Origin of the sequence: Phyllobacterium sp. 22552 (assembly GCF_052044585.1) — a bacterium.
Classification (GTDB): Bacteria; Pseudomonadota; Alphaproteobacteria; order Rhizobiales; family Rhizobiaceae; genus Phyllobacterium; species Phyllobacterium ifriqiyense.
In genome coordinates this window covers 352,332-365,702 of record NZ_JBQENG010000003.1, presented here as the reverse complement: position 1 = coordinate 365,702, position 13,371 = coordinate 352,332, and the positions used below count along the sequence as shown (strand labels likewise).

The 13,371-nt window shown below is 53.0% G+C and carries 11 protein-coding genes and 1 tRNA gene; 5 read left to right on the top strand and 7 right to left on the bottom strand.

The window, feature by feature from the left end:
- Nucleotides 1-11 precede the first annotated feature (11 nt).
- From ACTJI9_RS08975 to ACTJI9_RS08965, 3 genes are all read right to left on the bottom strand, one after another.
- Nucleotides 12-449 carry a DUF2948 family protein gene (locus ACTJI9_RS08975; protein WP_440807348.1) on the bottom strand — a complete coding sequence of 146 codons (438 nt, stop codon included), beginning with the start codon at nt 447-449 and terminating at the stop codon, nt 12-14.
- Nucleotides 450-578: 129 nt separating this feature from the next.
- Nucleotides 579-1,868, bottom strand: a complete 1,290-nt coding sequence (murA, locus tag ACTJI9_RS08970; RefSeq protein ID WP_440807346.1) for a UDP-N-acetylglucosamine 1-carboxyvinyltransferase — start codon at nt 1,866-1,868, stop codon at nt 579-581.
- Nucleotides 1,869-2,081: 213 nt separating this feature from the next.
- The gene (locus tag ACTJI9_RS08965; RefSeq protein ID WP_115051296.1) at nt 2,082-2,273 is read right to left on the bottom strand and encodes a hypothetical protein; all 192 of its coding nucleotides are present in this window, start codon (nt 2,271-2,273) and stop codon (nt 2,082-2,084) included.
- Between the two features lie 155 nt (nt 2,274-2,428).
- Here ACTJI9_RS08965 and ACTJI9_RS08960 point away from each other — a divergent pair.
- Nucleotides 2,429-2,503, top strand: a tRNA-Thr gene (locus ACTJI9_RS08960).
- A gap of 157 nt (nt 2,504-2,660) precedes the next feature.
- On the opposite strand, the gene ACTJI9_RS08955 is transcribed toward ACTJI9_RS08960, so the two are convergent.
- Nucleotides 2,661-3,563: a LysR family transcriptional regulator gene (locus ACTJI9_RS08955; RefSeq protein ID WP_307282722.1), complete on the bottom strand. Its 903-nt coding sequence runs from the start codon at nt 3,561-3,563 to the stop codon at nt 2,661-2,663.
- 108 nt (nt 3,564-3,671) lie between these two features.
- Between ACTJI9_RS08955 and ACTJI9_RS08950 the strand changes: the two genes are divergently transcribed.
- Nucleotides 3,672-4,289, top strand: a complete 618-nt coding sequence (locus tag ACTJI9_RS08950) for an FMN-dependent NADH-azoreductase (protein ID WP_337353588.1) — start codon at nt 3,672-3,674, stop codon at nt 4,287-4,289.
- A 452-nt stretch (nt 4,290-4,741) separates the two neighbouring features.
- The gene (locus ACTJI9_RS08945) at nt 4,742-5,185 is read left to right on the top strand and encodes an MgtC/SapB family protein (protein WP_115051299.1); all 444 of its coding nucleotides are present in this window, start codon (nt 4,742-4,744) and stop codon (nt 5,183-5,185) included.
- A 14-nt stretch (nt 5,186-5,199) separates the two neighbouring features.
- Here ACTJI9_RS08945 and galE read toward each other — a convergent pair whose 3' ends face one another.
- Nucleotides 5,200-6,189: a UDP-glucose 4-epimerase GalE gene (gene galE, locus ACTJI9_RS08940; RefSeq protein ID WP_115051300.1), complete on the bottom strand. Its 990-nt coding sequence runs from the start codon at nt 6,187-6,189 to the stop codon at nt 5,200-5,202.
- 525 nt (nt 6,190-6,714) lie between these two features.
- Between galE and ACTJI9_RS08935 the strand changes: the two genes are divergently transcribed.
- Entirely contained in the window at nt 6,715-10,104 is a 3,390-nt protein-coding gene (locus tag ACTJI9_RS08935) for an autotransporter domain-containing protein (RefSeq protein WP_440807341.1), read from the top strand.
- 196 nt (nt 10,105-10,300) lie between these two features.
- Nucleotides 10,301-11,578: a 5-aminolevulinate synthase gene (hemA, locus tag ACTJI9_RS08930; RefSeq protein ID WP_115051302.1), complete on the top strand. Its 1,278-nt coding sequence runs from the start codon at nt 10,301-10,303 to the stop codon at nt 11,576-11,578.
- A 12-nt stretch (nt 11,579-11,590) separates the two neighbouring features.
- On the opposite strand, the gene ACTJI9_RS08925 is transcribed toward hemA, so the two are convergent.
- Together ACTJI9_RS08925 and mscL are read right to left on the bottom strand one after the other, a co-directional pair.
- Entirely contained in the window at nt 11,591-12,757 is a 1,167-nt protein-coding gene (locus ACTJI9_RS08925) for a pyridoxal phosphate-dependent aminotransferase (RefSeq protein ID WP_307282709.1), read from the bottom strand.
- 193 nt (nt 12,758-12,950) lie between these two features.
- On the bottom strand, nt 12,951-13,355 hold the full coding sequence (mscL, locus tag ACTJI9_RS08920; RefSeq protein WP_336440614.1) for a large conductance mechanosensitive channel protein MscL: 405 nt from the start codon (nt 13,353-13,355) through the stop codon (nt 12,951-12,953).
- Between the last annotated feature and the right edge of the window lie 16 nt (nt 13,356-13,371).

Sequence of the window (13,371 nt, the reverse complement as noted above, 5' to 3'; positions counted from 1 at the left end):
AGGGTCAGAAGCTAGACTTCGTGCTCTGGACGCGATTGTGTTTCCCAGGCCGGGCCCAAATCCGCCATTTGGGCTTCAATAGCTTCAACTTCGAGACGCAAGGCTTTATTGGCGGCAAAAACCAGCTCGATAAACCCGGATGGAGCCTCGGTAACGATGAAACGAATTGCCAATACGGAAAGAACGTCATCCGGATAATGGCGGTCGATGCCCGTGGCTTTGAGACTCAAGACCTGACCAAAATGGAGTGCTGTACGCCGACGCTCGAAACTACGATGGCGCTTGCCATCATCGGCCAGTTCCCAGACGAAGCGATTGACGCCAAGTACCAGCTTCTTTTCCGCTACCAGATAGTCGATATCGCTGACTTTAAGCACGGAATCCTGCAGATGCGCAGATAGGATTTGCAGATCTTCCTCATCAAGCGCGATGAGTTTGAGAGTGTCCATGTCTACCCTTTGCCTTAATTTGCGGGATCAGGGCTTCCGGTGAGGAAGCCTGCTCTCTTCCCTGTTAGAGGAAAGCGAAGGCAAAGGGAATTATGCAAGATGCATAATCGACGTGGAAATTCCGGATGATCAGTCGCTGATGCGCTCAACCACCGCACCGCAACGTGTCAGCTTTTCTTCGAGACGCTCAAAACCGCGGTCGAGATGATAGACGCGATTGACCGTCGTCTCTCCTTCGGCCGCAAGACCGGCAATAACCAGCGAAACAGATGCACGCAGATCTGTCGCCATGACCGGCGCACCGCGTAGGCGCTCGACACCCTCGATCTTCGCGGTCTGACCTGACAGCGAAATTTTGGCACCGAGCCGAGCCAATTCCTGCACATGCATGAAGCGGTTTTCAAAGATGGTTTCGGTAATATGGGACGTGCCCTTGGCCTTGGTCATCAGGCCCATGAACTGCGCCTGCAAGTCGGTCGGGAAGCCCGGGAATGGCTGCGTCGTCACATCGACGGGCATGATGCCATGGCCATTACGCACAACGCGCAAGCCGGAATTGGTTTCTGAAATTTCAACGCCGACCTGGCCGAGCGTTGCGAGGGCAGCAGTCAAAAGACTGGCATCGGCGCCTTCCAGGATGACATCGCCACCCGTCATGGCCACAGCCATGGCATAGGTTCCTGTCTCGATACGATCAGGAATGACGCGGACGCGCGCGCCGGAAAGACTTGTTACGCCCTCGATTGTGATCGTCGCCGTGCCAGCGCCGCTGACCTTTGCACCCATGGCATTCAGGCAGTCAGCCAGATTGACGACTTCGGGCTCCTGTGCGGCATTCTCAATGATTGTTTCGCCTTTGGCGAGCGTTGCTGCCATCATCAAAACATGGGTTGCACCGACCGATACTTTCGGGAACACGTAGCGCGCGCCGACAAGACCGCCCTTCGCGCTGGCTTTGACATAGCCGTTTTCAATCTCGATATCGGCACCGAGAGCGCGCAGGCCATCAATGAACAGATCAACCGGCCTGGTACCGATTGCGCAACCGCCCGGCAAAGAAACGGTTGCAACGCCCATACGGGCGAGAAGCGGCCCGATAACCCAGAAACTTGCCCGCATCTTGGAGACAAGCTCATAGGGTGCTACGGTATCGACGATATTGCGTGCAGTAAAATGGATCGTGCGTGAATAAGCGCCGTCCTGACGCTCGCGGCGTCCATTGACGGAATAATCAACCCCGTGATTGCCAAGGATGCGGATAAGCTGCTCGACATCCGCCAGATGCGGCACGTTTTCCAGCGTCAGCGTGTCATCGGTCAAAAGAGAAGCAATCATCAACGGCAGGGCCGCATTCTTGGCGCCCGAAATAGGAATGATGCCGTTGAGCTTGTTACCGCCAACAATCTTGATGCGATCCATAATTTGTCACTTTCGCGGGGGAAATACCCGTCCTGTCGTTAAAGGCCCTTTGCAGAGCGGGTTCATTTAAACCATCACGTGTGCTGGTTCAAGAAAGGCTTGTCATTGCTGTGCATAACGCTGATCTTCGAATCGGCTTTACACAGATCTTTCGATCTTGATTGTGAGTGCGTCGTTTCTGCGTCAAAGAAGGAGAGGCAGAAAAATAATGCTCTATTTTTCGCTATCGGCTGACTCATTTTGCGACGCCGCGGCTTTCAAACCTTCATCGCGCCCATCTTCAGCGCCTGAGCGGCGCGATCTCGTCTGCTGTTTGCGCCGCGCAAGATTTGCGCGCAGTTGTTCCGAGCGGCGTTTTTCCCGCTCCTCTTGTTCGCGGCTCGGGTTTTTGGGCAATAAGGACATTGGTTTTATCCGGTATTTTGACCAGTGCCGACAGCAATCTGCCGGTAGCCAGCCTATGTTTTTTGCTCTCTATGGATATTTTACCCAAGAGATTACGATTGCTTGCTTGCGATTTCAGCAATGATATGCCAGAAGTCCGCCGCGTTCGCAAATCGGCTGCGGTAGCTCAGTGGTAGAGCACTCCATTGGTAATGGAGAGGTCGAGAGTTCAATCCTCTCTCGCAGCACCAGTTTTCCAAGCAGACAATATGGCTATTCCTTATCGTCGGTTTTGCCCGGAACAAGGCCAATTGCGATGCCTATGACAATTCCCATTCCTATATTGCCGAAGACAGTTCCGATCGCAGTACAAGGCGATATTGAGTGGCTTGTATTGGTCATCTGGCTTTAATCGAACTTTGCCAGCTCTTGTTTGAATCGTTCAACCATCCACGTCGTTGCGGGGCCCATTGCTGCATCAACAGGATGAAGAACAACTAAATTATAAGGCAGTTCCGGATAGGGCTCCAGATCAAGGGGAACAAGCCTGCCTTCGGCAATATCATCCTTGACCATCCATTTAGGCAAACCACCCCAGCCAAGGCCAGCCAACATGAGCGAATGCTTTGTCGCGACATCAGTCAGGCGCCACGTCTTATAGGCAAACACGCCAAAGTCCTTACCCTTTGTATGTTCGCTCAAATCTGTCACCACCAATTGGATGTGGTTGCGGATAACAGCCAATGGCACCGGCCCTTCATATAGTGCCAGCGGGTGATCAGGCGCTGCCACAGGCATCATCGTTGTTTGCCCCAAGCGGCCAATGGCCAACTCGTCGTAAGGCTCCAATGGCTGCCCGCCAAATCCGATATCCGCCTGCTTCTTGAGAACCAGATCCCAGACAACACCCAGTGCGCCGACGTGCAAACGCAGGCTGACCGTGGGAAACTGCGTTTGAAATGCAGTCAACACAGCAATGAGGACAGGCGACGGCAGAGTGACATCCACCGCCACTGCAATTTCCGCTTCCAGCCCCTGTTTTAAACCCTCGGCCCGCGAGCGCAGGTTTTGAAGCACCGAAATCATGCGCCGCGCATCCTCAAGCATGGCTGTGCCAGCATCAGTCAATCGCGGTTCCCGTACTCCGCCGCGCTCGAAAAGCTGCAATTCGAGCTGTGCTTCCAGATTGGCGATTGTATAGCTGATTACTGACTGCGAACGATTGAGCCGTCTTGCGGCGGACGAGAAACTCCCGGTTTCGGCAACTGCTACAAAGACTTGCAACTGATCAAGTGTAGGATTGGGCAGCATTTAAATATCTATCTTATCGATGGGTTCAATAGATATTTTCCCAGTTTTATAGATAAATGTCCAGTGCCAAATATTGCCTATCAGTTTCGTTCCTGAAAGGACAATACGATGTCATCCATTCTTCTCGTTACTTCGAGCCCACGCGGTGAAGCATCTCACTCAACCCGTGTTGCAACCGAATTTGCAAAAAAGCTGGCTTCGGCAAAGCTTGGCAATACACTCGTCACACGTGACCTCGCCACCACTCCCCTTCCCCATATCGATTCCGATTTTGCGGCAGGCATCTACACACCCGAGGAAACACGTACAGCCCCACAAGCAAAGGTGGTGGGTGTCTCTGATGTGGTTGTCGATGAGCTTATGGCGGCCGACACCATCGTTCTGGCAACCGGCATGATCAATTTCAACATCTCGTCGACGCTTAAGTCGTGGCTCGACCACGTTATGCGTTCCGGCAAAACCTTCAGCTACGGTGCAGAGGGTCCCAAAGGTCTTGTAACCGGCAAAAAGGTTTATGTCATTCTCGCCTCCGGCGGCGTTTACTCCAATGGTCCGGGCGCATCATTTGACCATGCCACACCCTATCTGAAGACAGCGCTTGGTTTTATCGGCATGACTGACGTGGAATTTATTCGCATCGAAGGCGTTGCCATGGGTGCGGATGCAGAAGCGAAAGCCGTTTCATCGGCCATCGAACAGACCAACGGTCTTGCACTCGCGGCCTGAATTGATCGGCATAAAAAACAAAAGCGGGCTTAACGGCCCGCTTTTTGTTTGGTCTGCAATAAAATTGATAGTCTATCCTTGGCGATTCCGTTCTGCATCATCAAGCCGCTTCAATTGATCCAGCAGGCTTTCAGGCACGGTTTCTTCTATTTTATATATTCCGGCAGCTCTAATTGCCGACCGGTAACAAGACTGCGATATATGTCGTCGCAATATTTGAGAGAGTTGTTTTTCGTAGGTCCGGTTGCTGCCGTCCATTGTTTTAGACTCCAACTTTCTTGTCCTTTAAACCCGTTCGCTACGACGAAGGTTCCCCTTTTCCTACATTGCAAGGTCTTAACGCAATGTGTCGCTGCGCCGCAGCCTAACGTATCTCCCCGGTTTTCAACAGCTTGGTGGAACGTCTGGTCGTGCCAAACGTTAACCGCCAAATCATTTCAGGGGAAAATTCATTGATCGAGACGTTCCATTATCTCAATTCCTTGCCTGTCGTTCCGCACGTGATTGCCCTCTTTATAGCCTATGCGCTTGCAGTCCCGATTGGCATTGAGCGCGAGGCGGAAGAGCGCAGCGCCGGCGTGCGGACTTTCCCTCTGGTGGCGCTTGCCAGTTGCGGTGTCATCCAAGGGACGGAGCATTTGACCACTGATAATCCCGAGGCAATGGCCCGCATTGTTGAGGGCCTGATTACCGGTGTCGGTTTCATTGGCGGCGGCGCCATCCTCCAATTGAAGAATTCCGTGCGCGGGACGGCTACGGCGGCAAGCATATGGGCAACAGGCGCCATTGGCATTTCGGCTGGGCTGGCAAGCTATGATGTCGCGATCATCATTTCACTGTTCACATTCCTGACGCTGCGGCTGATGCTGCCCTTCAAAAAAGAGCCAAAGGAATAGCCTGTCCCCCTGACCTATCGTTGATTGCGGAATTGCAACGCCGCCTCCCACTTCAGCGCGGACTCAACGATCTTGTCCAGATCATCCAGCTGCGGCACCCAGCCCAGCTCATTGCGGGCCTTGCTGCTGTCGGCCACAACCGAGGCGGCATCGCCCGGTCGCGCACTGGTGGGGCGGGCATCGATCGGCGCACCGTGTACGCGCTCAACACTGGCAATGACCTCCTTGACAGAATAACCACGGCCATAGCCGCAATTGGCTACCATGCTGCTGCCCCCCGAACGCAACCGCTCCAGCGCGAGACGGTGCGCTGCAACCAGGTCAGAGACATGTATGTAATCTCTTACGCAGGTGCCGTCGGGCGTGGAATAATTATTGCCAAAGACTTCCATGAAACGGCGTTTGCCAAGCGCGGTTTCACAGGCGATCTTTATCAAATGTGTTGCGCCACGGGTTGACTGGCCCGTGCGGCCCTTTGGATCAGCACCCGCGACGTTGAAATAACGCAGGGCCGTGTAGTGAAAATTATGGGCTGCGGCGGTATCACGTAACATCCATTCGGTCATCAGCTTCGACAGGCCATAGGGCGATTCCGGACGGGGGGGATGTTCCTCATCTACCGGCAGCAGACCAGCATCGCCATATACAGCGGCGGTTGACGAAAAGATGAAATTCTTGACCTCAGACTTAACTGCGGCGTCAATAAGCGTGCGGGATTTTGACGTGTTGTTTTCATAATAGGCGAGCGGGTCGCGGACAGAGTCGGGCACAACGACGGAACCCGCAAAATGGATGATGGCGTCGACATAATTGCGCTCAATGGTCTGACGCATCAGTGCCTGATCGGCAATGTCCCCGACGACCAGCTTTGCCTCAGGCGGCACCGCCCATTTGAAACCGGTGGAAAGAGCATCAACGACGACGACAGATTCGCCAGCCTCAAGCAGGTCCCAAACCATGTGACTGCCTATATATCCAGCACCACCCGTCACAAGTACAGTCATTGCGATCGCCTATCCTTTATGTCCTCACTCCAACCTATATTGCAGCATCTGGCGCAACGGAAAAGCCTTGTGACTGCCTCGGAACGCATTTCTATCCGGTTTCCGGTCATTTATACGTCCAATTGCTGAGATACTTACCGGCCCATTCCTTCAACCGAACCTTGCTGCTGAATGCTCGCCGAAAAACTAGAGTGAAGATCAACCATCCGCAACTTACAGTAGCTTGACGTCATTTGCCAAATAACGTTTATATTAAAGATATTACTTCATATAAATTTGGGATGATTTATTATGAATCGCGTTTCTACAAAAATATTTTTTTGTATTATTCTAATCTTATAATGCGATCAGTTGAAAATTTCTGACGTTGTCACCGATATATACTAAAGAACAATTGATTTAGGCCGGAATGTTATCCAGCCAAAGAAATCATCTGCGATTCTTGCTTCATACTGACATGCCGTCCGCGTGTCTGCGCACAGCTCGAGTTTCATTGCGTATTTTTTATACTGGGAGGATTTTAAATTGAGCATTTTACGGAAGTTCAACAGGGTAAGCACTCTGGCAATTGTTGCGGCGGCTTTGTGCATTACGCAGGCCCAGGCAGAAGAATTTGTAAACAAGCCCTTTCCCTTTAAGCGAATGGTTACATTTGGCGACAGCCTTTCGGATATAGGGGCGCTGAAACCACCACTGGACCTCATTAGGCAAAACCAGCAAAAAATAACGCAGACGCTCAGAGATATTTCTGGTTCGATTGAGTCTCCTCCTGCGGACACTCCAGATTTCGACTGGTGGAAACTATTTGAGTATTCTAATGCTCTTCTTGCATTTTCCGAGCCTCCATACTCTGTTCCCAGGCAAACTTTAGCTACGCTCGGCAAGTCTCTGTCTTCTGAGACCAAGAAAGCGATTGTTGCTACCCTGAAAGACGTTGAGAACAAAATCAAAGGCATGGCAGAGTATGGCGCCAATATGCCGTTTGGCAGGTTTAGCAACGGCCCGGTCTGGAACCAGTATCTTGCGGGTGATCAGGTCCAAGCAACAAGCTATCCCGACAATGTCGACAAGCTTATATCAAGAGCGCTCATTGAGGCTGTTTACCAACAAAATGATGTTGGACTTAAATACCTGAGCACCCTTGCACAGGCTACGGGACACCTTTGGGAATATCCAGCGCAGCCTGCTTCTGACAGCTCGTCGATGAATTATGCCGTCGGGGGCGCGCGCGTGGGGCGTAAGGGTGATGACCTTATTTCAACACTGCTCATCCCCGGCTTACTCGATCAGCTGGAAGAATTGGATTACGCTCACATCGAAAAGGATACGCTTATTGTCAGCTGGTTCGGCGGCAATGATTTGTTTGCGCTGAGCAAGCTCCTCGCGTCTGGTGCAAATCCTGCCCCCTTGGTGAAGGAAGTGAAAGACAATCTGGAGCAAGGGCTGGAGACGCTCTATTCTGCCAATGGGCGCATTTTCCTGCTGCCAAATGTGCCGGATGCCTCCCTGACTCCCGAGTTCAAAAACAATGGTGATACAGCTCGCGCCCTGACAAAGGTAATAAACGATACGATCGCATCGGTTGCAGCCAATTTCGAGGCAAAGCACTCCGGCGAGGTGACGATCTATAAGCCTGACATGCTGAAGCTTATGGGTGTTGTTACGCGGTACCCGCGCGCCTTCGGCTTCTCAAATACAACCGATAAATGCATTGACGATGAAACCTGTCGGCTAAATCCAACGCCATTGGAAACTGGCTATCTCTTCTGGGACGGCGTTCATGCGACCACGCGTGCGCATGGATATATCGCGAATTATTTCGCCACCCATTGGCAGCACCCTGACCTTGCCGGATCCTACTTCTCATCACCTGAAGGCTTTTACGACACGAGGCGCCACTATTTCTTTCCGACAAACGACCTCACCTTCGGCGATCAGCTGAACGGCAACAATGCTCTATACAAATTGAATGATGCGACCCTCACGCTGACCGATGCCAATAATTATACGGGCGAAACCTTCATCGAGGGAGGAAAGCTTCAGCTTGGAAATGGCGGACTGAGCGGCTCTATCGTCGGGGATGTTGCGGTATCCAAAGGAGCCGAGCTCGGTTTCAACCGATCTAATAGTTATACTTTTGCCGGCTCGATCAGCGGCGAAGGCACTGTGGTGCAATTGGGAACGGGCGTGACCATTTTAACGGGTAACAGCACCTATACCGGTCCAACAACAATTTCGCATGGCGGATTGAGTGTTACCGGTTCACTGATTTCGGACGTTACCGCCCAAGGTAATACGTTCATAGACGGAAATGGGAGCGTCGGTTCGCTTCATGCGGAAACGGGCTCCAAGATTGCTCCTGGAACGAGGGATCGTATAGGTGATCTTCGCATCGCCCGTGACGCAACCATAGAAAAAGGGGCTCTGCTCGATATTGAGATTGCTGATGATCTATCCTCTGCCGATCGAATCGACATAGGTGGCAAGGCCATGTTGCGCGGCGGCCATGTTCAGCTCCGCATGCTTGGTCACCCCGAGTTACTCACCTCGGAGCAGGTCGAGCAGCTATTTCTCAAACAATATGAGATTTTACATGCGAATGGTGGAGTAGAGGGCCAATTTGAAGCGGTTTCTCCACAGTTCAACTTTATTAGCCCGTCTCTCATTCAGGATGCGAAAAACGTCAATGTCCTTTTTGATCCGACCAAATCGGTTTTGAACAGGATGCTGGCGCTGGAGGACCCCATTTACGCGAGTTCCAGTAACCACCGCAGCGTCTGGGGCGGGTTCAAGTCCTTTGGCACAAAAAGCCCGCTTTTCAATACTGTTCTATTCTCCACAAAGGACAGGCCTCTGGATTATGACACGTTGACCGGTGAGGTTCATGCCTCCTTGAGCAATACCCTTGTGCAGAACAATCAGATGATAGGCGATGCTGCCGCAAGCCGTATCCGCAGTGCATTTGACGGCATTGCTACCAAGGGGCAGTCGGCGCAGTCTGTCAGCGTGGCACCTCTTGCCTACGGACCGGACCGGACGAAAATCCCTGAAGCTTTCGCCCTCACCGAACCAGAAGCGACAACGCAGCTTTGGGGACAGGGCTACGGCTCCTGGGCGCGGCTTGATGGCAATGGCAATGCAAGCGGCGTCAGCAGCAAGACGGGCGGTCTGGTCACCGGCTTTGACGGTATCATCGAGGATGATTTTCTCGGTGCACAGTGGCGTGCCGGTCTGCTGGGAGGCTATGGCAGCAGTTCCGTCAATAACGCCTATGGCAAAGCCAATATAGACAGCTACCAGATGGGTGTCTATGGCGGGGCAAACTGGGATGCGCTTGGCTTGCGCTTCGGCGTCAATCTAGCTCATCACGAGATCGAAACCGAGCGCGAAGTGCATTTCGGTAATATTAACGGCGACCATCATGCGGATTATGGCGCGAACTCGGTTCAGGTTTTCGGCGAACTCGGCTATGAGTTCAAACCTGCGCAGGGGCTTGTGGTCGAACCATTTGCCGGTATCAGGCATGCTTCGGTCAAAACTGAGGCATTTGAGGAAAGTGGTGCGGTCAGTCAGCTTGCGGCGCTCGCAAACAGGACAGACAGTACAAGCTCGACACTCGGTCTGCGCGCTTCCTACCAAATGGTCTTTAGTGGCGATATTTCAGCCATGTTGCGCGGTACGATAGGCTGGAATCATGGCTTCGGTGACCTGACACCGCAACAAAGATTGTCGTTTGCAGGCGCATCCCCCTTCACGGTTGAAGGGCTGCCCACGGCGCGTGATGCCGCCTTCATCGAGGCAGGAATGGACTTTAATGTCAGCCAACGGACGACACTGGGTGTAACTTATACAGGCCAATTCTTGCAATCGGGCCATGCCAATGGTGTCAACGCCGATATCGCCGTGCGTTTCTGACGTAAGCAATCGCCGGGGGATGGCCCCCCGGCATTGTCCTGCGTAATTATCAAGTGCAGGCTGCTGATAGGCCAGCATTTCCATAAGGTTTCCACTGTCCATTGCGCATTATGCGAAGCGTGGCAAATTGCCCACCCCGCAGTCGTGGATTTTGGCGGGCAAAAACGGTAGTAAATGAAGCATATAGGAGCACTTCATGGACTATCGTCGTTTTTTCGAAGACGCTATTGACCAGCTGCATGCTGAAAAGCGCTATAGAGTCTTTGCCAATCTGGAACGGATTGTGGGAAAGTTCCCGCGCGCGCTCTGGCGCTCGGCGGAGGACACGCGCGAGATTACTGTCTGGTGCTCCAATGATTATCTCGGCATGGGCCAGCATCCCAAGGTGATTGCAGCGATGCATGACGCGTCGAGCCGCATGGGTTCGGGCGCTGGCGGCACCCGCAATATTTCAGGCAACAATCACCCGCTTGTCGAGCTTGAAGCTGAACTTGCCGATCTTCACGACAAGGAGGCCGGGCTTGTTTTCACATCGGGCTTTGTTTCCAACGAAGCTTCGATTTCAACCATTGCCCGGCTTCTGCCCAACTGCCTGATTTTTTCCGATGAGTTGAACCACGCTTCCATGATCGAGGGCGTCAAGCGTTCGGGTGCAGAGAAGCGCATTTTCCGTCACAATGATCTGGCGCATCTGGAAGAACTCCTGAAGGCTGCCGGACGCGAACGCGCCAAGCTGATTGTGTTCGAATCTGTCTATTCGATGGATGGCGATATCGCCCCCATTGATGCCATTGCCGATCTTGCCGAAAAATACAATGCCATGACCTATATTGATGAGGTTCATGCGGTCGGCATGTATGGCGAGCGGGGCGGTGGAATCACCGATCGCGAAGGCCTTTCGCATCGAATCGACATTATTGAGGGAACGCTGGCAAAGGCATTCGGCACCTTGGGCGGCTATATAACCGGGCCCAAAAGTGTCATCGATGCAGTTCGTTCCTATGCACCGGGCTTTATCTTCACAACGGCCTTGCCGCCGGTGATCGCCGCTGCCGCGACAGAATCCATCCGGCACCTGAAGGTGTCTCAGGAAGAGCGCCGATTGCACCAGCAACAGGCGCAATTGACCAAACATGTTCTTGCACAGGCCAATCTTCCGGTCATGCCCTCAGAAACCCATATTGTGCCGGTTCACGTGGGCGATCCGGAGTTGTGCAAGAAGGCCAGTGATCGCCTGCTTGAAAAGCATGGCATCTATATCCAGCCGATCAACTATCCGACAGTTCCTCGCGGCACCGAACGGCTGCGCATTACGCCAACACCGTTCCACAGCAATGAGCTGATTGTTGAGCTGAAGGATGCCCTCGTGGAAGTCTGGACCGCGCTCGGCATTCCATTCTCCACCGGAGAAGCGACACCTGTGGAAGCCAGTGACCGGGTGGTAACGCTGGCCGTATCCAAGGCAGGCGGCTGATAAGGCCGTCCGCTACCGGGACCTGATCCATTCGGCCAGTCGATCGGCAGCGGTCTCAATCTCATCGAGCCTACGGGCGAAGCAAAGCCTCAAAAAGGCCCCTCCTCCATCGCCAAAAGCTGTTCCGGGCGCGAGGCCAACCTTCGCCTGGTCGACAATATCGAAGGCAGCCCGATAAGAATCGCTAATGCCTTCAATTCCGAACATGAGATAGAATGCGCCGGCAGGTGGCGATAGGTGCACACGTCCCGTGGCAGCCAGGCGGGCACACAGGATATCGCGAGCCTTGTGGGCGCGTTCTACCTGCGAACGGATGAAATCATCACCCTGATTCAGCGCGACTACGGCCCCACGCTGCATGAATTGCGCAACACCTGACGTGGAATACTGAATCAGGTTTTCAATGGTCTGGCCGAGCGAAGGGTGGGCAACGAGCCACCCCACCCGCCATCCAGTCATGGCCCAGTTCTTCGAAAAACTATTGACGAAGATGATGCGATCTTCCGGATCCATGACATCAAGGAATGACGGAGCCCTGCGCGCGCCATAGTAAAAATGCGCATAAATCTCATCGGCAATTATCCATAGGCCGTGCTGGCGCGCTATTGCCAGCATCTCCCGCAATGTCTCCACATCCGCAGTCCAGCCGGATGGGTTGGATGGCGTGTTGATAAACAAAGCTTTGGTTTTTGGCGTGATTGCATCGCGAATCTTTTGCGGATCGAAGGTCCAGCCATTGCCGGTAAAATCCTGCGTCACCGCAACGGGCGTTGCTCCGCCAATGGCGGCGGCGGCAGCAAAATTTGGCCATGCGGGAGAAAGATAAATAACTTCATCGCCCGTCCCGGCGGTGGCTTGCACGGCGAGTTGAATGGACTGCATGCCTGAGCCTGTCACATAGAAATGCTCGACAGGAAGATCGACAGAGAAATGACGCTTATAATAGTCGGATAGAGCCTGCCTCAACTCGGGAATGCCGCGTTGCCAAGTGTAAAATGTCTCGCCATTGTCAAGACCTTCGCCCGCTGCGGCCCGTATGAATTCCGGGGTCGGAAGATCGCCCTCACCGGCCCAGAGAGGAATAACTCCCTCCTGCTTTCTGCCGTGGTTCATAACCGCGACGATGCCGCTTTCCGGTGCCACTGCCGCTTCGTGCCGGAGATGTTGAATTAAACTCATGGCGCTTCCCACTCAATATTTTGCAGGTCCCCAAGGATCATTCCGTAGAGACCCATTGAGCAGAAGGCCTAACGCAACGCAGGTCTTTTATCACGCGGATATTTGTGATGTTTCCATCAGCCGAAATGATGTGCTGCTGACAGAAGATGACAAAAGAAAAACCCCAGCTTGCTGGCTGGGGTTTGGGGAAAACTTATTTCTTCGCAAGCAGATCGCGAATTTCCGTAAGTAGAACTTCTTCTCTGGCTGGAGTGGGATCGGCCGCCACTTCCTTTTTCTTGAATCTGTTCATGGCTTTAACCACCATGAACAACACCCAGGCGATGATCAGGAAGTTGATAAGGAGAGTGATGAAATTGCCGTAAGCAATGGTTGCACCGGCTTCGCGCGCAGCTGCAAGGGTTGGGGCCGGAGCACCCGACAATTGGATGTAGAGATTTGTAAAATCAATACCGCCGGTCAAGAGGCCGATAATTGGCATCAACAGATCAGCTACGATGGATTCTACCAGCTTGCCAAAAGCGCCACCGATGATCACACCGATTGCAAGATCAACCATGTTACCTTTCAAGGCAAATTCTTTGAATTCCTTTAGCATGATATACCACTCTCCA

Coding starts and splice junctions, on each gene's coding strand:
- mscL (WP_336440614.1), bottom strand. CDS start 13,355: ATGCTAAAGGAATTCAAAGAATTTGCCTTGAAAGGTAACATGGTTGAT.
- ACTJI9_RS08950 (WP_337353588.1), top strand. CDS start 3,672: ATGTCATCCATTCTTCTCGTTACTTCGAGCCCACGCGGTGAAGCATCT.
- murA (WP_440807346.1), bottom strand. CDS start 1,868: ATGGATCGCATCAAGATTGTTGGCGGTAACAAGCTCAACGGCATCATT.
- ACTJI9_RS08965 (WP_115051296.1), bottom strand. CDS start 2,273: ATGTCCTTATTGCCCAAAAACCCGAGCCGCGAACAAGAGGAGCGGGAA.
- ACTJI9_RS08955 (WP_307282722.1), bottom strand. CDS start 3,563: ATGCTGCCCAATCCTACACTTGATCAGTTGCAAGTCTTTGTAGCAGTT.
- ACTJI9_RS08975 (WP_440807348.1), bottom strand. CDS start 449: ATGGACACTCTCAAACTCATCGCGCTTGATGAGGAAGATCTGCAAATC.
- ACTJI9_RS08925 (WP_307282709.1), bottom strand. CDS start 12,757: ATGAGTTTAATTCAACATCTCCGGCACGAAGCGGCAGTGGCACCGGAA.
- galE (WP_115051300.1), bottom strand. CDS start 6,189: ATGACTGTACTTGTGACGGGTGGTGCTGGATATATAGGCAGTCACATG.
- hemA (WP_115051302.1), top strand. CDS start 10,301: ATGGACTATCGTCGTTTTTTCGAAGACGCTATTGACCAGCTGCATGCT.